The organism is Leptolyngbya sp. CCNP1308 (assembly GCF_034932455.1).
In the GTDB taxonomy this organism is placed as follows: Bacteria; Cyanobacteriota; Cyanobacteriia; order Phormidesmidales; family Phormidesmidaceae; genus Nodosilinea.
This window is the reverse complement of sequence record NZ_JAYGIH010000079.1, coordinates 79,774-101,036: the sequence shown is the minus strand read 5'-3', so window position 1 is coordinate 101,036 and position 21,263 is coordinate 79,774. Positions and strand designations below refer to the sequence as shown.

At 57.6% G+C, this 21,263-nt stretch carries 17 protein-coding genes; 11 read left to right on the top strand and 6 right to left on the bottom strand.

Features of this window, described 5'->3' with window-relative positions; translation table 11 throughout:
- Positions 1-354: 354 nt before the first annotated feature.
- Positions 355-762, bottom strand: coding sequence for a hypothetical protein (locus tag VB780_RS24065; RefSeq protein WP_323353721.1), 408 nt, complete (start codon positions 760-762; stop codon positions 355-357).
- A 276-nt stretch (positions 763-1,038) separates the two neighbouring features.
- On the opposite strand from VB780_RS24065, the gene VB780_RS24060 reads away from it, so the two are divergent.
- Positions 1,039-3,216, top strand: coding sequence for a pentapeptide repeat-containing protein (locus VB780_RS24060; RefSeq protein WP_323353720.1), 2,178 nt, complete (start codon positions 1,039-1,041; stop codon positions 3,214-3,216).
- A 72-nt stretch (positions 3,217-3,288) separates the two neighbouring features.
- Entirely contained in the window at positions 3,289-3,642 is a 354-nt protein-coding gene (locus tag VB780_RS24055; RefSeq protein ID WP_323353719.1) for a DUF565 domain-containing protein, read from the top strand.
- Here VB780_RS24055 and VB780_RS24050 read toward each other — a convergent pair.
- From VB780_RS24050 to VB780_RS24030, 5 genes are all read right to left on the bottom strand, one after another.
- Positions 3,639-4,289, bottom strand: a complete 651-nt coding sequence (locus VB780_RS24050) for a bifunctional 4-hydroxy-2-oxoglutarate aldolase/2-dehydro-3-deoxy-phosphogluconate aldolase (protein ID WP_323353718.1) — start codon at positions 4,287-4,289, stop codon at positions 3,639-3,641. The two genes, VB780_RS24055 and VB780_RS24050, sit on opposite strands and share 4 nt — an antisense overlap.
- A 61-nt stretch (positions 4,290-4,350) precedes the next feature.
- The gene (locus VB780_RS24045; protein WP_323353717.1) at positions 4,351-5,166 is read right to left on the bottom strand and encodes an ABC transporter permease; all 816 of its coding nucleotides are present in this window, start codon (positions 5,164-5,166) and stop codon (positions 4,351-4,353) included.
- 187 nt (positions 5,167-5,353) lie between these two features.
- Positions 5,354-6,208 carry an ABC transporter permease gene (locus VB780_RS24040; protein ID WP_323353716.1) on the bottom strand — a complete coding sequence of 285 codons (855 nt, stop codon included), beginning with the start codon at positions 6,206-6,208 and terminating at the stop codon, positions 5,354-5,356.
- A gap of 75 nt (positions 6,209-6,283) precedes the next feature.
- Positions 6,284-7,588: an ABC transporter substrate-binding protein gene (locus tag VB780_RS24035; RefSeq protein WP_323353715.1), complete on the bottom strand. Its 1,305-nt coding sequence runs from the start codon at positions 7,586-7,588 to the stop codon at positions 6,284-6,286.
- A gap of 72 nt (positions 7,589-7,660) precedes the next feature.
- Complete coding sequence (locus VB780_RS24030) at positions 7,661-8,836, bottom strand: ABC transporter ATP-binding protein (protein ID WP_323353714.1); 1,176 nt, start codon at positions 8,834-8,836, stop codon at positions 7,661-7,663.
- Positions 8,837-9,290: 454 nt separating this feature from the next.
- Between VB780_RS24030 and ptsP the strand changes: the two genes are divergently transcribed.
- The 9 genes from ptsP (at position 9,291) to VB780_RS23985 (ending at position 21,159) form a co-directional block, all read left to right on the top strand.
- Positions 9,291-11,735, top strand: a complete 2,445-nt coding sequence (gene ptsP, locus VB780_RS24025) for a phosphoenolpyruvate--protein phosphotransferase (protein WP_323353713.1) — start codon at positions 9,291-9,293, stop codon at positions 11,733-11,735.
- Positions 11,732-12,688, top strand: coding sequence for a 1-phosphofructokinase (gene pfkB / locus VB780_RS24020; protein WP_323353712.1), 957 nt, complete (start codon positions 11,732-11,734; stop codon positions 12,686-12,688). Before ptsP ends, pfkB begins: the two co-directional genes overlap by 4 nt.
- Before the next feature lie 166 nt (positions 12,689-12,854).
- Positions 12,855-14,663, top strand: a complete 1,809-nt coding sequence (locus tag VB780_RS24015) for a PTS fructose-like transporter subunit IIB (RefSeq protein WP_323353711.1) — start codon at positions 12,855-12,857, stop codon at positions 14,661-14,663.
- A 252-nt stretch (positions 14,664-14,915) separates the two neighbouring features.
- A complete protein-coding gene (locus tag VB780_RS24010; protein ID WP_323353710.1) occupies positions 14,916-16,616 on the top strand; it encodes a SulP family inorganic anion transporter in 1,701 nt (566 codons plus the stop codon).
- Positions 16,617-16,992: 376 nt separating this feature from the next.
- Positions 16,993-18,309 (top strand): cation:proton antiporter, encoded by a 1,317-nt coding sequence (locus VB780_RS24005; protein ID WP_323353723.1) that lies wholly within the window; start codon positions 16,993-16,995, stop codon positions 18,307-18,309.
- 393 nt (positions 18,310-18,702) lie between these two features.
- A complete protein-coding gene (locus tag VB780_RS24000) occupies positions 18,703-19,038 on the top strand; it encodes a cation:proton antiporter subunit C (protein ID WP_323353709.1) in 336 nt (111 codons plus the stop codon).
- A complete protein-coding gene (locus VB780_RS23995) occupies positions 19,035-20,516 on the top strand; it encodes a cation:proton antiporter (protein ID WP_323353708.1) in 1,482 nt (493 codons plus the stop codon). The genes VB780_RS24000 and VB780_RS23995 overlap by 4 nt, the downstream gene beginning before the upstream one ends.
- On the top strand, positions 20,513-20,902 hold the full coding sequence (locus VB780_RS23990; RefSeq protein ID WP_323353707.1) for a cation:proton antiporter: 390 nt from the start codon (positions 20,513-20,515) through the stop codon (positions 20,900-20,902). The genes VB780_RS23995 and VB780_RS23990 overlap by 4 nt, the downstream gene beginning before the upstream one ends.
- Complete coding sequence (locus VB780_RS23985; protein WP_323353706.1) at positions 20,899-21,159, top strand: hypothetical protein; 261 nt, start codon at positions 20,899-20,901, stop codon at positions 21,157-21,159. Before VB780_RS23990 ends, VB780_RS23985 begins: the two co-directional genes overlap by 4 nt.
- The last annotated feature ends 104 nt before the right edge of the window (positions 21,160-21,263 follow it).

Below are 21,263 nucleotides of genomic sequence, written 5' to 3'. Positions count from 1 at the left end.
ACGAACCCCCCTCTACTCTAAGAAGTAGAGGGGGGTTCGTTTAAGGAAAATTATTTGACTTAATACTCTTAGAGGTTGCCTCGGCGCTGTCTTGACTGAGCATTTGCTTTAAGCTTCTGTGAAAGTGTAATCTTTTACGTGTTGGTGAAATGATTAGCTACATTGGCTGGAGGCAGTCTTATCAAAGCATTTGCTTCGAGCTTGAATACTGTTCTATGACCTATAGCGATAGAGACAGTAGGGGAAAGGCAGCTCCTATGTTCTTGACGAGGATGTAACTCTCAGTTGTAAAAGTCTCGTCTGAGCCAACTGATTTGGCTCAGACGAGGAGGTTTTATGGCATACAGCGGTTAATTAGTTTTCGCTGATGGTGAGGTTATAGCTAGTAGGAGTCTGGTTACTGTTGCCAATGAAAAAAGAGTAGGTGCCTTGGTTTAGCAACCCTGGGGCGTTAATAGCTCCACCACCGCCAGTGTGGCATTCGCTAAAGCCGTTGTTGCCTTGAATGAGCAAGGTAAGGCCGCTTGTGCCGCTGACAGCAATATCAACGGCGGCAAAGTCTTGATTAACTTGCAAGATTTGCACTGCGCCGTCACCTAGAGCACCACAGTTAGAGGGACGACTAGGGTTAACAGAGCCACTGGCTTGCACTGGCTGGCTGAGAGGGGTTTGGGCGACGGGCTGAGCTGAAGCCACGCCTGTACCCAGAGCCAAGGTGAGAGCGGCGACGGGCAGAGTAAAAAGTTTAATCAGAGTTTTCATGGCGTGTCCTCCTCGTTTAGGAGCGTTTTTCCTATAGCTTTATAGTATCCAGAGATACAGGAAGGTGTGACAGTAAATGTGCCAGATCTCAAGGTGCCTATGTTCTATCTAAATGCTTGAAATGCTGGGAGAACATTTGGGGTTAAGAGCTGCTGGGATGGAAGGCTTTCGCTATTATCGAAGGGCAATTATGCTGGAAAACTAAGGTCTGCTGATCTGGTGGCGATCGCTCGGCAGCCCTGGTAAGTTCAGAGTTTGAATCGTTTCGGGTTCTCCATGGCACAGACCTCTCGCTCTCAGCCGATTTCAGCCCAGGTCTCTGCTGCGCGAGTGCGGGAGCAATTGTCGGCAGCCCGCAGTTTATCCCTGAGACGTTTGGCAGCCTGGGGACTGGAAGTTGGGCTGTTGGTGAGTACTGTTGCGTTACCTTGGGGACTGGGAGAGGCGGTACGGCGATCTTCTGCTACGACGGGGATGCCCGTAAACCCTGCAGTGGCAGGGGTTCAGAGGGGGCTTGCTCGCCCATTAGGCCTGTCGCGTCAGCGGCTAATTACTGATGTGCCTCTTCTGACGAATGTATTGTGGTTTGGTACCTTGGTGCTGCCGATAGCCTTTGTTGGCAGCCAACTGTATAGCCTGTCTAACCGGGGTAAAACCTGGCCGAAGGCCTGGCTGGGTCTGCAGGTTGTGGCGATCGATCGATCGGTCCCCGGCATCCAGACAACTTTAGTGCGGGAGCTGGGGCGTTGGGGTGTGCCCGTGGTGGTAGCCTATGGCCTGTGGCTCGGTAGCGGTGCGTTTCCCAGTTTGTCGTGGTTAGGGGGGCTGGCGATCGTCTGTGGACTGGGGGCGGGGGCCATCGGGCAGACTAGTCGTTTGCGGTTGACCTGGTACGATTCTCTAGCGGGCACTCGGGTTGTGCTGTTGCGGGGAGGGCAGGTGCCGATTCGGTATCTGCCTGAGGCTGATGGTCAGAGTCATCATTCCTTTAGAGAAGGGGCTTCTGCAGCTCTGACGACACCGTTAGTGGGGTTGACTACGGAAGAATATGGTGGTCTGACGGCCATTGTGCTTTCTCCAGCCGAGGCAGCGGAGGTGTTGGGGCCACAGGGCTGGCGACGGCATTGGCCTGTTCTGGGTGTTTTAGCTGGGGTGGTTTTGCTAGGCGGTCTGGGGGGGCTGTGGCTAGATCGACGACTGCCATCTGCAGAGCGAGACAGGGATGCGCTATTTTTGGCTTTAGTGGAAAACCTCAGCCGCAATGCCGCGTCATTCAGCGATCGCCAGGCGGCTGCTCTGGCTTTAGCCAGCAGCCAAGATGCCCGCGCTATACCCCTGTTGGTAGATATGCTGGCTCAGACCGGTGACCCTGATCTGCTTGACACATTGCAGCAGGCTTTAGTCACCCTGGGGCCACCGGCTATTCCTCACCTGCAGCGACTCAATTTGGCTCTGGCTAATGATCTGATGGCACTGCCTTTAGAGCAACGGCTGATTCCGCAGCTGCGGCAGCGCACGGTCAAGCGCACCCTGAATAAAATCTTGGTGCTGCACAGCGGTAACCTCAACCAGGTTGACCTGAGCGGCACTAATTTAAGCTACGTGATCGAAAGCCCTGATGCCTTTACCCTGATGCTAGAGCAGCAGCATCTAGCGGGCATTGTCTGGCGCAATGGGGTGCTCTTTGGGGCGCGGTTTCGCAAGGCCAAATTTTTTGACCCCGGGGCTGATGGCCGCCCCGACACGTTTGATGACTGGACTACTGATTTTAGTGGCTCAGACCTGACGGAAGCTAGCCTAGTAGCGGCTCATCTACGCCACGCGGTTTTTCGCAACACCAGCCTGCTGCGGGCCAACCTGAGTAATTCCCTGGCGGCCTACGCCGACTTTTCTGGGGCCAACGCCAGCAGCGCGTGGTTGATTGCGGCGGATGTAAGCCACGGCAATTTCAACGGTACCAGCTTGGTGGGGGCTGATCTGACCGATGCTAACCTGACCCAGGCCAGGCTGGTAAACGCTCGCCTGCGGCAGGCTTACCTGGCAGGGGCAATGCTGGTCTCTGCGGATCTGACCCAGGCGGATTTGACTGACGCCAACTTGAACGAGGCGGATTTAACGGCCGCTGACCTGCGGCAGGCTAACTTAAGCAATGGCGAGTTACAGGGGGCTAATTTGACCCATGCCAATCTGGAGGGGGCCAACCTGGAGGGGGCCAACCTAGAGGGAACGGTATTGGCAAGGGCGAATTTGGATGGGGTAAATCTAGCTGGAGCGCGGTTTTTTATGGCAGAGCGATCGCCCGGTGATGCTTTTGTGACGACGATCGCTGCGCCAGAGACCACCGCAGCCCTGGAGGGAGTAGACTTTTCCAAGACGCTGAACCTAGAGGGCGAGCAGCTAGAGTATGTCTGTCGTCAGGGCGGACTTCATCCCGCCTGTCGAGTTGAGTTTTAGGACTTGGCGGCGTAGTGAACTGCTATTGACCCGTGGTTTAGAGATCGCAGAGGCCTTTTGAGGGGTTAACCCATGCAGCGCACCCGTTTAAGTACCCTTGTTGACGATCTAGGCGATCAGCTCAGTCTGTGGCTGATTAACCCCTGGCGGCGGGTTTCGCTGGTGTTAATTAGCCTGCTGCTGGGCTACTTTTTTGCGGTGTCCCTGGCGGCGATCGCCGGCCAGGCCGCCATCCAAGATACGGTTGTCTCGGCATTTCTAGTGCTGGGGGCAGAGCTGATTAGCTGGCTTGTGTACAGTCGTCGCTGGCGCGATCCAGCCCTGGTCAAAACGGTGCCCAAACCAGTTTGGCTTGACTGTATCAACAGCTTCAAGGTTGGAGCCATCTATGCCCTCAGCGTTGAGGCCTTTAAACTGGGCAGTTAGGTTGAGGGGTCTAAACTGGCCACGGTATCGACTAGCTGCTGGGCCAGGGTCTTAATGGTCGCCCAGTGTTGTCCCTCCACCGCCACTGGGGGAAATAGGCCCGTGGAGAGACCCACCGCGATCGCTCCCGCCTTCAGCAGATCCCCGGCATTATCAACCGTTACCCCCCCAGTAGGAATGAGGGGAATGTGAGCCAGCGGCCCCTGAAGGCTGCGGATATAGCTAGCACCACCCACGGCGCTAACCGGAAATACCTTAACGGCTGTTGCACCAGCCTGCCAGGCGGTGACCACTTCGTTAGGCGTCAGCGCCCCAGGCACAACGGGAATCTCAGCCCTCTGGGCCAGCTGAGTAATGGCTAGATCGGTGTGTGGGCAAAAGCAAAATTGTGCCCCCGCTTCAACGGCATTTTGCAGATCGATTTTAGATAGAGTAGTGCCAACGCCGATACAGCAGTGGGGCAATCGGTGCCTGAGCTTGCTGACCAAGTCCCCAGGATGAAAGCTATTCCAGGTAATCTCGATCAGATGAATACCGCCGGCGGCAGCGGCTTCTGCCATGGCCAGCCCCCGATTCAAATCGGGGGCGCGGATGACGGCGATCGCCCGGTGCTGCCGCAGCAGGGCCAAAAAAGAATCTCTGTCCATTGGCCCATCCTACGGTTGTTGGCAAAGGATGGGAGCGGAGCCGCAACTTTTGTAACCTAGTCTAGGCCTTGCCCTGCTGGCGTCTGACTACGGCGTTGTAGGCAAAGAAGGCAATCAGAATCAGCGAAGCTGAAAAAATGGTCGTCAAGGTACCCAGGGCGTAGAGGGCGGGTGACGTGACGTTGGTGGTCATGCCGAAGATTTCAAGCGGCAGAGTGTTGCGCTGGCCCGATACCAACGACGTGCGGGTAAACTCGTCGTAGGAGAGGGTAAATGTCAGCAGGCCAACGCCCAAAAGGCTGGGGGCAATCAGCGGCATCACGATTTCCCAAAAGGTTTTAGAATCGTTAGCGCCCAGGTCGCGGGCCGCTTCTTCGTAGGAAGGATTGAAGCGATTGAAAATGCCCAGCATGATCAAGAATGCGATCGGTAGTGTCCAGGTGAGGTGAGCCCCTAAGCCCGAGGTAAACCAGTTGGTGGGCCAGCCCATCACCTGAAACACCACGCCAATGCCCAGGGAAACCAAAATGCTCGGCACGATCAGGCTGGCGATGGTCATATAAAAAATCACCGTAGACCCCTTGAATCGCTGGCGAAAACCCATGCTGGCGAGCACCGAAGCCGTAATCGTAATGGCCATGACGGCAACACCGAGGAGGAGCGATCGCACAAACGGCTCAATAAAATTGCCCACCCGCTGCTCTTGAAACACCTGCCCCAGCCAATAGAAGCTAAAGCCCCGCATAGGGAAGGTCAACCCGCCCTCCGGCCCCTGCATGGAAAGCATAAAAATGGTAATCATCGGGCCGTAGAGAAACAGCACGAACAGGCAGAAGAAGGCGAGAAGCAAGTAGAACGAAAGGGACTGCTTTTTCATGGGTGGTTCTCAGGGGTGGAATAGTGGGCTGTGCCCACCCTGCGGTTCGCTGGAATTTAGATGTTCTATACAAGAAATGCTTTTGAGAATCCCCGCTGCCCCTTCATAAGAGGGGGCCAAGGTGAATCTTTAGCAGCGAGAAACCCGGAGGGATCTCTATCTCAGCCAGAAGAAAATCTACTTCCACCTACAGCTCCTTACGAATATCTAAAACCCGCAGAATTGAGATGATGATCAGCATTGTCACCGCCAGCAGCACGATCGCATTCGCCGCCGCTAAAGGATACTGCAAACTGCCGATCTGGGTCTGAATTAGCTTGCCAACGGAGGCCGACTGCCCCCCTCCCATTAGGCGAACGGTGACAAACTCGCCCATAATCAACGTGACGATAAAAATAGAGCCGATCGCAATCCCCGGTGCCGACAGCGGCAAAATTACCTCTTTAAAGGTTTGGAAACCTGACGCTCCGAGGTCCTCGGCGGCGGTTACTAAGGAGCGCTCGATTCGCATCAAGCTGTTGAAGATCGGCGCAATCATAAAGATGATGTACAGGTGCACCATCCCCAGCACCACCGCAAAGTCTGAGAACAGCAAAAACTGTAGCGGTTCCTGGGTCAGACCAATGCCCATCAGTGCCTGGTTGACCAATCCCTCTCGCCCCAACAGCGGCACCCAGGAAATCATGCGGATAATATTCGACGTCCAAAACGGAATGGTACACACCAGAAATAGCAGAATCTGCCACTCCAGCTTCGGCACATGGAACGCCAAAAAATAGGCCACCGGGTAGCCAATTAACAGCGTCCCTAGCCATGTCAAAGCCAAGAACTTAAAGGTATTTAGGTAGGTCTTAAACGTAACATCGGTCAAAATACCCCGATAGTTATCGAGGGTAAAGGCCGGAGTCATCGAGTAGCCGTTAAACTCCCAAAAACTCACCACCCCAATCATCACGATGGGGAACACTAAAAATAGCAGAAACACCAGTGTCTGCGGCGTAATCAGCGCGTAGGGCTTGAGGGCTTTCCAGGTTTCAGACATGGGGGTTGGTAGGTATTTTAGTTAGAGTTTCAGGGCTGAGATTGCTGAGGCAATCTCAGCCCTGAAACTATTTATTTACGACGCAATAAACTCATTCCACTTTTGCACCAGGTAGGTGTTTTCTTCCATCGTTGAGTTCCAGCAGACGATATTGCCGAAGCGCTCGTCAAAGGAGCCGCCGTCGCGGGTGACACCGGACTTGGCCAGGGTTTTGCCGAAGGGGTCAACGATGTCTTCGGCGGCGGGCTTGCCTTCGTACCAGAAATCCCACTCGGCGGTAGACATAAACTTGCGGGCGGTCTCGGGGGCAGCGCTGTAGTAGCCCTGGCGTCCGAGGAATGCGCCTACCCAGCCGTCGAGCATCCAGTTGATGTACTCGTAGGCGGCGTCGAGGTTAACGCCCTCCAGATTTTTGGAGAGGCCAATGCCGCCACCCCAGCCCCGGTAGCCCTCTTTGAGGGGGGCGTAGATGCACTCGGTACCCTGGGACTGTACGGCTGTAACGGCAGGCGACCACATCGATTGCAGCACGACCTCGCCCGAGTTCATCAGGTTGACCGACTCGTCAAAGGTCTTCCAAAAAGCACGGAACTGACCGTTTGCCTTTTGCTCCTTGAGGATTTCGATAATCTGGTCGATTTCGGCGCGGGTCATGTTGCCTTTGTCGGCAAAGGTCATCAGGCCAAGGGCTTCGGCAACCATGGCCGCATCCATAATGCCGATTTGAGGAATGTCGAGAATGGAGGTTTTGCCCCTGAATTCGGGGTTGAACAGCTCACCCCAGCTCTCGATGGTGCGGCCCACCAGGTCGGGGCGGTAGCCCAGGGTGTCGGCGTTGTACTGGAAGGGAATCAGGGTGGCGTAGTCGGTGGGGGTAGCCGAAAACTCGCTGGAGTCGGGTCCGGTGAGGTACTGCACGCGGAAGGGGGCGGTACCCTGGGAGGTTTCGACCGGCATGCCCTTAAATTCGCCGGTTCTAAAGAAGGAAACGATTTGGTCGTAGTTGGTGATGCGCTTGATATCAATGGGTTGCAGGTTGCCCGAGGGCACTACCAGGGGCAGGCTGAAATATTCCCCGTCGAAGATGTCGTACTGGCCCGGCTGGGTGATGGCGATTTGGTTGTTTTCTTCCGTGCTCAGCGCCCGCATGTCGAACTTAAAGCCCAGATCTTCTTGGGCTTTGTCGCGAATATCGTTGATTTGCGAGACGCCGGTGCCAATCAGCCGCAGGGTGACATCTTTGGTTTGGTTAGTGTTGACCTGGGGGCCGGGGGCCGGGTTGTTGGGGGTGCCTGAGGGGGCGGCACAGCGGGTGGCGGTCAGAAAAGCGCCAGCGGCGAGGCTGGTGCGAATCACTTGGCGGCGAGAAAACTTACCCATGGTTAGCAGTTCAGTAACAACGAATGGTTGGAAAAGAGTGGGAGGAGAATGCTGGGAATATCTGGCCCAGAGCTAGTGGGGCAGATAGACGCAGTCGGCGGCGGCCCAGTCGAGTACTACCACCTGCCCTTCTTCAAAGGTGGTGGTGAGCCAGTCAGGGGTCCGGGCTTTGTACAGTACTTCCATGCCGCTGCGCTCGAGCACCAGGGAGACGCGGGTGACGTAGCCGGTAAACTCGACGGCGGTAATGCGGGCGGTGAGGCGGTTGGTGGCCGGGCCGCAGACGGAGGTTTCGGCATCGGTCAGAGATTTAATCTGCATCAGGTCGGCGCGAATGCAGCAGGCGGCTTCAGAACCCACCTGGGCGTAGTCGCCAAGGCACAGCAGGGTGCCCAGGGAGGGGACGTCGAGCTGGATGAGCTGGCCATTGGTGTCTTGCACGGCACTGGTGACGGTGCCCGGAAAGATGTTGTTGTCGCCGGTAAAGCGGGCCACAAATTTTGACAGGGGCTTAGAGAAGATCTCGGCAGGGGTGCCGACTTGATCGACACGGCCGTGATCCATTACCACAATTTGATCGGAGAGGGAGTAGGCCTCGTCCTGGTTGTGGGTGACTTGAAGGAAGGTCATACCGAACTGGCGCTGGAGCTTGCGCAGCTCGCCACGGGTTTTGACCCGGAGCGATTCGTCGAGGGCGCTGAGGGGCTCGTCGAGCATGAGCACCTGGGGGCGGGTGACGAGGGCGCGGGCGAGGGCGACCCGCTGCTGCTGGCCACCGCTGAGCTGGGCGGGTTTGCGATCGCTAAACTGAGTCAGCCCTACCACCTCTAGCATTTCGCCGACCCGCTTGCGCCGTTCGTCGATGGTCATGCCGCGCATTTTGAGGCCAAAATCGACGTTGTCCCACACGGTTTTGTGGGGAAACAGCGCGTAGTTTTGAAACATCATTGCCGTGTTGCGCTGGGTGGCTGGAATATCGTTGATGCGCGTCTCGCCGATGTAGATGTCGCCTTTAGAAATAGCTTCGTGACCCGCAATCATGCGCATGGTGGTGGTTTTGCCACAGCCACTGGGGCCTAATAAGCAGGTGTATGATCCGGCGGGAATATCGAGGGTAATATTTTGAACGGCAGCAAACGAGCCGTAGCTTTTTGTAACATCTCGCAGAGAAACTCCCTTTGCCTCGACTTGAAGCTCTTCGGGCACTGTTTCACGGGTGAGTACTGGTTCTAGTTGTACGTCTTGCATAGGTAAGGCCGCAGTTTAACGCTTGATGTACTCGATTTGGTTCAGCGGGATAAGACAGCTCGGCAAGAGCCAGTTCTACCGTGACTTTCAATCAGCTCACTTATAAAATTCTCTCTCAATGTGTACTGTATGCAGGGATACAATTTGCAGATGACCCCAGAGCCATGGGGGTTTTCTAAGCCTGAATACTACGTCAAATTAGGAGGCAGATCTAACGGTTTGCCTCAATATGTTGCGAGATGTAAATCTAGCTTGGTCGTCCAGATTCGCTACAAAACTTTAAGCGATGTCTAAGGAAATATGACAAACCCTCCCTAGATTTCCTTCAGTCTTGAACAATTAAGGCATAGGAGAAACGCCCCATAATTGTTGATCTCTAGCCAGGAAATGTCAGAATTCTGGGCTGGTTTTGTGCGTTTGCGTTTGCTTAATTATCTCAACGAGAGATTGCTGAATGATTAACCTAACACCGCAGGATGTGCGGCTTAAGGCCACTGCCCGCAGTAAAGAAGATGCGATTCGTCAGGCGGGAGAACTGCTGGTTGCCAGTGGTCGTATTCAGGCAGGCTATGTCGACAGTATGCTAGCGCGGGAGACCCAGGCCAACACCTACCTCGGCAACAGTATTGCTATTCCCCACGGGCAGCCTGCTAAGCGCGACCTGATTGTGACGACGGGCATTGCGGTGCTGCAAATTCCTGCCGGGGTGGAGTGGAACCCGGGGGAGGTAGTGCGGCTGGTGGTGGGCATTGCGGCGAAGTCTGATGAGCACTTGCAGATTCTCACCAACCTGACCCACGTGCTGGACGACCCGGCGGCGGTGCAGGCGCTGGTGGAGACGGAGGACGCTCAGGTGATATGCGATCGCCTCACCGGCCAGTCTACCGCTATCAAAACTCTGGATACCGATGGCTTTGACCAGTTTGTGGATGTCACCATCGACGCGCCTACGGGTCTGCACGCTCGCCCCGCAACGGTGTTTGCGGATTTGGCGAAATCCTTTAGTGCCGAGGTGCGAGTCCGCTACGGCGACCAGGTGGCCAATGGCAAAAGCCTGATGTCGCTGCTGAAACTGGGCGTCGAGAAGGATGGGGTAGTGCGGGTTTTGGCCAAGGGCAGCGATGCGACCCAGGCGCTGAATGCGTTGCAGCAGGCGGTAGAGGACGGACTAGAAGAAGAGGAAGAAGCCGCCACTGTCGTCTTAGAACTGCCGGCGCTGGAGTTGGAGAGTCGCGCTCTGTCTGGGGTGGCGGCATCCCCAGGGCTGGCGATCGCGCCCCTGCACCGGTTCCACCGCACCGAGCTAGAGTTTGCCGAAACGGCGGCAGATTCTGCCGCAGAGCAAGATCGTCTGAGGGCTGCGATCGCCGCTGCCGACGCCGATCTGACTGACCTCTACACCACTATTAAAGAGCGGTCTGGTAAGGCCAAGGCCGCGATCTTTCAGGCCCACCGGGAGTTTTTGGCCGATCCAGAGCTTCAGCAGGAGGCGCTAAATCAGATTCCGCCCAACCACAGTGCCCCCTGGGCCTGGCAGCAGGTGATCGAAACCAAGGCGAAGGAGCTAGAGGCGTTAGCCGATCCGATCTTGTCGGGCCGGGCGGCGGATGTGCGGGATGTGGGCCAGCGGGTGCTGGCGCGGCTGGTGGGTGGGGGTGATGCGGGGCTAGGCCTACCGGATCATCCCGTGATTTTGATTGCTGACGACCTGACACCTTCAGATACCGCCGGGCTGGATCCAGAGAAGATTCAGGGATTCTGCACGGCGGCGGGTGGGGCGACGTCGCACACGGCAATCATTGCGCGATCGCTCAACATTCCCGCTATTGCTGGGGCTGGAACTGGGATTCTCGATCTGCCGGAGGGGGCGATCGCCATTCTCGATGGCGACAAGGGCCAGCTCTACGCCAACCCGACCGAGGCGGATTTGGCGAAGGCGAAGCAAGCCCAGGCGGAGCGCGCCCAGCTCCGCGATGTCGAGCAGCAAACCCGGTTCCAGCCCGCCATCACCACCGATGGCCACCGCATAGAAGTAGTCGCCAACATCGGCGGGCCAACGGAAGCCGTCCCCGCCGTAAACGCTGGGGGCGAAGGGGTGGGGCTGCTGCGGACGGAGTTTTTGTTTCTCAACCGCAGTGCGCCCCCCAGTGAAGAGGAACAGTACGACGCGCTTCGCCAGATGACCGATGCCCTCAACGGCCTGCCGCTGATCGTCCGCACGCTGGATATTGGCGGTGATAAGCACGTCCCTTACCTGAACCAGCCTGCCGAAGAAAACCCCTTCCTCGGTATTCGCGGCATTCGCCTCTGTCTGGAGCGCACCGACCTGTTTGAAACCCAGCTACGCGCCATTCTGCGGGCGGCTCGCGGCGGCTACATCCGCGTCATGTTCCCGATGATCGCCACGCTGGAGGACATTCGCGCCGCCAAGACGGTGCTGGAGTCGGTACGGGCGGCGATCGACGGCCCCCCAGTCGAAATTGGCATGATGGTGGAGGTGCCCAGCGCCGTGCTGATGGCGGCGGAATTTGCCCAGGAGGTCGATTTCTTCTCGGTGGGCACCAATGATTTGACTCAGTACCTCTTGGCAATGGATCGGGGCCACCCTACCCTGGCGAAGCAGGCCGATGCCCTGCACCCCGCCGTGCTGCGGGCGATCTATCAAACCGTGCAGGGGGCCAAACTGGCGGGCAAGTGGGTCGGCGTCTGCGGTGGATTAGCTGGTGATGCCCAGGGCGCTATGATTCTCGCCGGGCTGGGGGTGAAAGAGCTGAGCATGGATATTCCCAGCATTCCGAAAGTTAAAGCGCGGCTGCGGGGCGCGTCGATGAAGCAGATGAAGCGGCTGGCTCAAAGGGCGATCGCCTGTCGCACCGCCGAGGAGGTGAGGGCGCTATGACCCACCCCCCCAAAGCGCAACGGATTGCTACGGTGACGCTGAATCCTGCAATCGATCAGACCGTCTCGATTCCCAACTTTCGGGCCGATGCGGTAAACCGGGTCGATTGGAAGCAGGACGACGCAGGCGGCAAAGGTGTGAATGTGGCTTCCTTTTTGGCCGAGGCAGGCCACAAGGTCAGCGTCACGGGCTTTTTAGGGCGGGAGAATAGCGCCCTGTTTAAGACGCTGTTTCACCAAAAGGGCATCGACGACCACTTCGTCAATCTGCCCGGTGAAACCCGCGTCAACATCAAGATTGTGGACGAGGCCCAGGGCCAAGTCACCGACATCAATTACCCCGGCCAATCGCCCACCCACCAGGATGTCGATGGTCTGCGAAATGTTGTCCACGCCCTGACCGGGAGCTGTGACTGGTTTGTCTTTTCCGGCAGTGTGCCAGCGGGGCTGTCTAACGACATCTATGACGAGCTGATCGGCCCCCTCAAAGCCCAGGGCAAAACCGTGATTCTCGACACCAGCGGCGACGCGCTGCGGTTTGGTCTGCCCGCCAAACCTGATCTGATCAAGCCCAACCGGGTGGAACTGGAGGAGGTGCTGAACACTCGATTGGAAAGCCACGGTGCGATTGTTACCGCTGCCCGTGAGCTGATTGAATCGGGCATTCGGTACGTAGTGGTGTCGATGGGGAGTGAGGGGGCGCTGTTTATCGATCGCACTCAAGCCTTCCACGCCCAGCCTCCAGCGGTTGAGATCAAAAGCACCGTCGGTGCGGGGGATGCCATGGTGGCGGGCACGGTGGCAGGATTGCTGGGCGGCGAATCGCTGCGGGCCTGTGCGACCCTGGCGACGGCCTTCTCGATGGGGGCGCTGGGCCAGATTGGCCCGCGACTGCCGCCCATGGAACAGATTCACGCCATGCGGCACTTAGTCACCGTACAGGAGGTGAGGTGATCCTCCCATTTCGTAGGGTGGGCATTGCCCACCATTCACCTAGGGGCAGCACAGCCCTACCCACATGAACTAGGGACTATTGCCACAGCTAGAAGGTGGGCAATGCCCACCCTACGCTTCCTGAAAAAGCTTTTGAATCAGGTATTCACAGACCATTAGGAAACCTATGACCAAAATTGTTGCCGTTACCGCCAGTACTGCTGGTGAGGCCCATACCCAGATGGCGGCAGAGGCCCTCAAACGCACCGCCCAGGCGATGGGCCACGAGATTGTGACCGAGGCCCAGGGGGGCGCGGTGGTCACGGCCCTCAGCCTCGACGATATCCAACAGGCCGATGTGGTGATTGTGGGGGCCGACGGGGCGGTGGAGCGCGATCGCTTCTCGGGCAAACCCGTCTACGCCGTCTCCACCAGCGAGGTCATTCGCAACACCGAAATGGTGATTCAAAGCGCTGTGGCCCTGGTGGGGCACATTCCCAGCCTGGGGTCGATTAAGACTACGCCCCACCCCCACGACCCGCTGCCGGGGGATCTGCCAAGCGCTGAGACTGAAGCTGTAGCCGCTCCGGCCAGCAAATTCTTCGTTGGTATTACCTCCTGTCCGACGGGCATTGCCCACACCTTTATGGCCGCTGAAGCCCTGAAGCAGGGAGCCGCTAAGCTGGGCCACGACATTAAGGTCGAAACCCAGGGTTCTGTGGGGTCGCAGAATGCGCTCACCGATGAGGAAATTGCCCGCGCCAATGCAGTAATCGTGGCCGCTGATACCCATGTGGATCTGTCTCGCTTTGGCGGTAAGCGTCTGTATGAAACCTCGACTAAAGCCGCTATTCATAATGGGGCCGACGTGGTGACGGCGGCGATGGATGCCCCTGTGGCTGGGGGAGGCAGTAGTGGCTCAGGCAGCTATGTGGACGAGGTGAACCGGGCTAAGGCCGATCGCTCTGAAAGTCGCTCGGGCCCCTACAAGCACCTGCTTACCGGGGTGAGCTACATGCTGCCCGTGATTGTGGCGGGCGGGCTGATCATTGCCCTCTCCTTTGTGTTTGGCATTAACCCTGAAGAGGGCAGCTTTGGCGACGCGCTGATGCAGATTGGCGGCGGCGCGGCCTTTGCGCTGATTGTGCCAGTGCTGTCGGGCTTTATCGCTTTTTCCATTGCCGATCGCCCTGGTATTGCCCCTGGTCTGATCGGCGGTATGCTGGCTGCCAACTTGGGTATGGGTTTTCTCGGCGGCATTCTCTCGGGCTTTCTCGCTGGTTATGTCGCCAAGTTTGTGCGCGACAAGGTCAACCTACCCGCCAACTTTGAAGGGCTCAAGCCGGTGCTGGTGATCCCGCTGCTGGCGACGTTGGTGGTGGGGCTGCTGCTGGTCTATGTGTTTGGCACCCCGGTGCGCCTGATTATGGAGAGCATGGCCACCTACCTGGAGGGGCTGAGCGGCACCAACGCTGTGCTGCTGGGGCTGATTCTCGGCGCAATGATGGCAGTAGATATGGGTGGCCCGGTGAACAAAGCTGCCTATACCTTTGCGGTGGGGCTGCTGGCCACCAACATCTACGCGCCGATGGCGGCGGTGATGGCAGCGGGCATGACGCCGCCTTTGGGGTTGGCCCTGGCGACGTTTGTGTCTAAAAAGCACTTCAACCAGGCGGAGCAGGAGGCGGGCAAGGTGGCCTCGGTGCTGGGGATTTCCTTTATTACCGAAGGCGCAATTCCCTTTGCGGCCAATGACCCCCTGCGGATTATCCCCGCCTGCGTTGCCGGGTCGGCGGTGACCGGGGCGCTGTCGATGGCCTTTGGCTGTGCCCTGCGCGCCCCCCACGGCGGCGTGTTTGTGCTGGCCATTCCCAATGCAGTGGAGAATGCCGGGCTGTATGTGGTGGCGATCGCAGCGGGCACCCTGGTCACTGCCCTGGCCACCGTGCAGCTCAAGCACTGGTTCCCGCGCAAAAAGGCGATCGCCGCCGCCTAGCTTCCCCTAAGCCAAAGCATCGACAAGACCAGAACCCAGGAGGCTTCTGCGGCCAGCCAAAGCGTTTCGGTTGACCACTTAGAAGACCCCTGGGTTCTAGCCATAGCTCAACTTTTCACGGCGATTAGAAAAACCAATTACTCACGGGATTGTTTTCTAAAACGGAAATGCTATTGTTTTATCCATAGACTTTTATCGATACCAAAATCTTTTTCATTTATCCAGGTCAATAAAGGAAGATAGGTGCTGGCGATGGGCATCACAAATCGTATTAACTTTCGCAACGTGCGCGGAGACCTATTTGGGGGTGTTACCGCTGCGGTAATTGCCCTGCCAATGGCCCTGGCCTTTGGCGTAGCTTCGGGGGCCGGGGCCGCCTCGGGTCTCTACGGAGCGGTAATTATTGGTTTCTTTGCGGCGCTGTTTGGGGGCACGCCGACGCTGATTTCAGAACCCACTGGCCCTATGACCGTGGTATTTACCGCCGTCATTGCTCAGCTATTTGCGGCAGACCCTGAAAACGGCATGGCCATGGCGTTTACCGTGGTTATGCTGGCCGGGTTTTTTCAAATTATCTTTGGGGTTCTCAAGCTGGGGCGCTACGTCACCCTCATGCCCTACCCGGTAATTTCGGGCTTTATGTCGGGCATTGGGGTGATTTTGATCATCTTGCAGCTGGGGCCATTTTTGGGCCACGCTACCCCCAAGGGCGGAGTGGTGGGCACCCTCACCAATCTGCCCCAGATGGTGGGCAGCCTCGATCCGGCGGAGGTGGCCCTGGGTGCCTTTGCCCTGGCGGTGTTGTTTCTGATGCCCAAGCGGTTTAGTCGCTGGGTGCCGCCCCAACTGCTGGTGCTGGTCGCCGGTACCCTGCTGGCCCTGACAGTGTTTTCCGGGGCCGAACTGCGGCTGATTGGCGAAATTCCCACCGGGTTGCCAAATTTGCAGTTGCCCATGTTCAGCGCCGATCAGCTGCGGATCATGCTGGTGGATGGTCTGGTGCTGGGCATGCTGGGCTGTATTGACGCCCTGCTGACGGCGATGATTGCCGACAGCATCACCCGCACCCAGCACGACTCGAATAAAGAATTGATCGGCCAGGGTATCGGCAACCTGATGTCGGGCCTGTTTGGCGGCATGCCGGGGGCCGGGGCCACCATGGGCACGGTGGTCAACATTCAGGCTGGAGGGCGCACGGCGCTGTCGGGTCTGGTGCGGGCCGGGATTCTGCTGGTGGTGGTGCTGTGGGCGGCACCGCTGACCAGGGCAATTCCCCTAGCGGTGCTGGCGGGGATTGCGGTCAAGGTCGGTTTCGACATTCTCGACTGGAGCTTTTTGAAGCGGGCTCACCAGGTCTCGTGGAAGGGCACCGCCATTATGTACGGCGTCATGTTTTTGACGGTGTTTGTCGACCTGATTGTGGCGGTGGGTGTGGGTGTGTTTATTGCCAACGTGCTCACCATTGAGCGGCTCAGCAAGCTCCAGTCTGATCAGGTGAAGGCGATTACCGACTTTGACGAAGATGTACCCATGACCGCCGAAGACAAGGCGCTGATCGACCAGGCCGATGGCCGGGTGCTGTTGTTTCACCTCAGCGGCCCGATGATCTTTGGCGTAGCTCGGGCGATTTCCCAAGAGCATACGGCGATGGATGCCCACGACGTCCTGATTATCGATTTGCAGGATGTGCCTCATCTGGGGGTAACGTCGGCCCTGGCCTTGGAAAGTGCCATTCAAGACGCGATCGATGACGGGCGGCCCGTTGTTTTGGCCGGGGCGCGGGGCAAGACCCTGAAGCGGCTTGAAAAGTTGGGAACGCTGGAGTTCGTTCCCGCAGAGCAGCTGGCTGAAACCCGCACCGACGCCCTGAGAACAGCACTGCGGCTCCTGGCTATCAAAGATGGTGTAGAACCGCCTCGCATTGCGGTTGAGCCTGGTACGGCGACGTTGTAAACGCACCAGATTTCGGTGTAGATCGCTCAGATGGCCACTTGGCAAGCAGGCCAGGCCCGACTGACCGGGAACGCCCCTCTGCAAGGGCTGCCGTATACCGGAATCTGCTTTTAGGTTTGAACGCTCGGTGCTGAATGCTATCTGCTGGTGTTGTCCTGGGGCTGGCTCAATGGGGCTTGCCCAAAGGGGGAGGGAATTTTTCTGAGGGTCTGGTGGGCAATGCCCACTCTACTAGGGTTGGTTTCTAGAGTCTGGATTGGATTGGGAGGTATCAATGATATCGGACGTTGTTTCTGCATTTACTTGGCTGCCTGGTTCAGCCTTGCCTGGGCTTGTGCCTCTGGTTGCAGCCACCCCAGAGGCTGATACTGAACCAATGGTGTTGGCCGGAGTGCTGCTAAGCCTAGTGGTGATCTATATCGCCAGCAAGCTGGGCGGCGAGCTATCTAAGCTGCTCGACCTGCCGCCGGTTTTGGGTGAACTGGTGGCCGGGGTAGTAGTTGGGGTGTCGGCCCTGCATTTGATCATGTTTCCCGAGAGCGGGGCCACCGCCGCCGATTCTCAGCTGATGGGGCTGTTGCAGTGGCTGGGCGGACTCACCCCCGAGACGGTGGCGGTGGTGTTCCGCAGCCAGAGCGAGGTGATCTCGGTGCTGGCGGAGCTGGGGGTGATCATTCTGCTGTTTGAGATTGGCCTGGAGTCTGACCTGCGGGAGCTGCAAAAGGTGGGCTACCAGGCGGCGATCGTGGCGGTGGTGGGGGTGGTGGCCCCTTTCACCATGGGGACGGCGGGGCTGATGCTGCTGTTTCAGGTGCCGACGATTCCGGCGATTTTTGCCGGGGCGGCGCTGACGGCGACCAGTATTGGCATTACCTCGAAGGTGCTGTCGGAGATTGGCCAGCTGAAGTCGGCGGAGGGGCAGATTATTGTCGGCGCGGCGGTGATTGACGATGTGCTGGGGATTATTGTGCTGGCGGTGGTGGCCAGTCTGGCCAAGACCGGCGAAGTCGATGTGATCAATGTGCTGTATCTGATTGCCAGCGCCACGGGGTTTTTACTGGGGGCAATTTTCTTAGGCAAGTTTTTTAACAGCTCGTTTGTGGCGATCGCCGACAAACTACAAACCCGAGGCAACCTGGTGATTCCGGCGATTACCTTTGCCTTTTTGATGGCCTTTCTGGCCAACGTGATTCACCTGGAGGCGATTTTGGGGGCCTTTGCGGCGGGCCTGGTGCTGGATGAAACCGACAAGCGCCGGGAACTCGATCGCCAGATTATGCCCATCGCCGACATTCTGGTGCCGATTTTCTTTGTTACGGTGGGGGCGAAGGCCGACCTGGGGGTGCTGAACCCGGCTGTGGCCGCTAACCGAGAAGGGCTGGTGATTGCGGTGTTTTTGCTGGCGGTGGCGATCGTGGGCAAGGTGATCACGGGCTGGACGGCCTTTGGTCAGCCGCTGAATAAGCTGGCGATCGGCATTGGTATGGTGCCGCGCGGTGAGGTGGGGCTGGTATTTGCGGGCATTGGCTCGGCTAGCGGGGTGCTGACGAAGCCGTTGGAGGCGGCGATTATCATTATGGTGATTGCTACGACGTTTTTGGCACCGCCGTTTTTGCGGATTGCGTTTAAGGGGAGTGAGGCGGGGGCGATCGTGGCGGAGGCTATCCCCGAACCCGCTGATGCGGCGTCTTAGGCGGTTCCTGAGAAAAGATATCCCCGCTTTGAGCTAGCGATCGCAGTCGCTGTAGGGTGGGCACTGCCCACCACCGGGGAGAATGTTTTCTGAAACCACTTTAGTCTTTGGTCGGGTTAATTTTGTAGTTAGTTTTGCGGCGCACAGTTGGGGGTAAAAGCCAGATCTACCGCTGGAGCCATTTCGCTGGCCCCAGACCCCCGGCTCCGCACGTCCTCCGGCCTACGAGAAAGACGTTCCGCCGTCCTTCACCTCACGGAAAGGACTGATCGATCATCGGTTTAAACCTCTGTTCTGCAAACTAGCCTTTTAGCCTCTGCAATCAGCCTAGGGGCCATTCCCCATCTCCTCACCTTCCCCAACTCTCTCACCTCCCTCATCCCCTCCCGATCTATGCTCCACGCCTGCGTTTACGCCACGATTTTGCTGGGTTTCTTCGGCATTATTTTCAAAGAAAACCTGGTGATGAAAATTATTGCCATGGATGTTATGAGCACCGGGGTGATCGCCCTATTTGTGCTGGTGGCTGCTAGAACCGGGGTACATACGCCGATTTTGGCGGGTCTGCCTGGGGGCGACTACGCTGACCCGGTGCCTCAGGCGGTGATTTTGACGGCGATCGTGATTGGCTTTTCGATTCAGGCACTGATGTTGGTAGGGGTAATGAAGCTGGCCCGCGACAACCCCACCCTAGAGACCCAGGCCATTGAGGAGGAGTACCGCCCATGACCCTCTGGACGGTTGTCTGGCTAGCACTGCCCTTGTTTGTCGGGTTTAGTATCTATCTACTGCCAGGGGCGGGGCGGGTGCTGACCCTGGCAGTCACCCTGGTGTCGGTGGCCTATGCCACGGTGCTGTTTAGGCAGCCCGCCCCCGTGGAGCTGCGCTTGCTCGACAGCTTTGGCGTTACCCTGCTGGCCGACGACCTCAGCGCTTTTTTTATTCTCACCAATGCCCTAGTGACGGCGGCGGTAGTGTTCTACTGCTGGCACAGCGGTCGGACAACCTTCTTCTATACCCAGGCGATCATTCTTCACGGCAGCGTCAATGCGGCTTTTATTTGTGCCGATTTGATCAGCCTGTACGTGGCGCTGGAGGTGATCGGCATTGCGACGTTTTTGCTGATTACCTACCCCAGGAGCGATCGCAGCCTTTGGGTGGGCCTGCGCTACCTGTTTGTCAGCAACACCGCCATGCTGTTTTACCTGATGGGGGCAGCGCTGGTGTACCAGGCTAACCAGTCCTTTGCCTTTGGGGCGCTGGCGGGTGCCCCAGTCGAGGCTTTGGCCCTGATTTTTGTGGGACTGCTGACCAAGGGAGGCATTTTTGTCTCGGGGCTATGGCTGCCCCTCACCCACTCCGAATCTGAGACTCCGGTGTCAGCGCTGATGTCGGGGGTGGTGATTAAGGCGGGGGTGTTTCCCCTGGTGCGCTGCGCCATGATGCTCGAAGAGCTAGACCCCATTGTGCGTATTTTTGGCGCTTGTACTGCGCTGCTAGGGGTGGTCTACGCCGTGTTTGAAAAAGACACCAAGCGCATGCTGGCCTTTCACACCGTGTCGCAGATGGGCTTTGTGCTGGCGGCCCCCGAGGTAGGCGGGTTTTATGCCCTTACCCACGGTCTAGTCAAGGCGGCCCTGTTTTTAACGGCGGGCACCCTGCCCAGCCGCAGCTTTAAAGAGCTGCACGATCGCCCTATTCCGACTCAAATCTGGGTAGCCCTGGTAATCGCCAGCTTTTCGATCTCGGGCTTTCCGCTGCTCTCGGGCTTTGGGGCCAAGGTGCTGACTATGAAGAACCTGCTGCCCTGGCAGGGCATTGCCATGAATATTGCCGCCTTGGGCACAGCAATTTCCTTTGCTAAGTTTATTTTTCTGCCCCACGCCCCGGCCCAGAGCTTGCTCAAAGACTCGGCTACAAATTCGACTCCAAACTTATCCCCAGATTTGGCCGTCAAACCGGGGTTTTGGCCAGCGGTAATTTTGCTGTTGGCGGGGCTGGTGGTGGCCAACGTGGCCTACTACGATGCCTATACCCTGGCCAATATTGCCAAACCCCTGGCGATTATTGCCCTGGGCTGGCTGGCCTATCTGACGGTGTTTCACCGAACGGTGCTCAAGCTGCCTAAAGTTCTAGAAGACTTTGAACACCTGATCGGCATGATGGGGGTGATGGCTATGGTGTTATTGGGGATAGCGCTGGCATGACGGGCTACTTAAACCTGATTTTGCGATTGACCATTTGGTTTTTGCTCACCGCTGATATTAGCTGGGCCAACAGTCTTATGGGGGTGGCGGTGGCGCTGCTGCTGCCCCGGGGGGCCACCAATGTGGGGCGGCTGCGAGACTGGCTGCGCACCCTAGGGGAGGTGGTGGTCGCGATTCCCCAGGCCTATAAAGAGGCTTTTGAAATTATGCTCTGGCCCCACCGCTACGAGGTGGTCACCGTCAACCGGGCCAAACCCCGGCGATCGCCCAGCCTGATCTTTTTAGATATTTTTCTGATTACCTTTACCCCAAAAACCATTGTGCAGCGCTATCGCCAGCAGGGCTGGTACGAAGTGCACCGTATTCAGCGGGAGGAAACCCCATGACCCTGGTACTGATTGCCATGATTTTGGCCCTGCTGATCCCCATGGTAGAGGCCTTTCGCGATGAGGATATTTGGCAGCGGATGCTGGCCTTTGCCAGCATTGCCACCAAAACCTCGGTAATGATTTTGGTGATCGCCGTGCTGCAAGACGACTGGATGATTGGCGTGGTGGGGGTGTTGATTCTCAGCGTGGGCAACGCGTCACTGATGCTGCTGGCCCACATTATCAAGCGGGTCAATGATGTGATGGAGGGATAGTTCTGGTGCTGTTTTATGGTGTGAAATGTGGTTTGGGATGGAATCGATTTCCCCAACTTTTTGCCGTAACAAATGCCTTCCTTATACCCCTTAGAGGGCGTTTG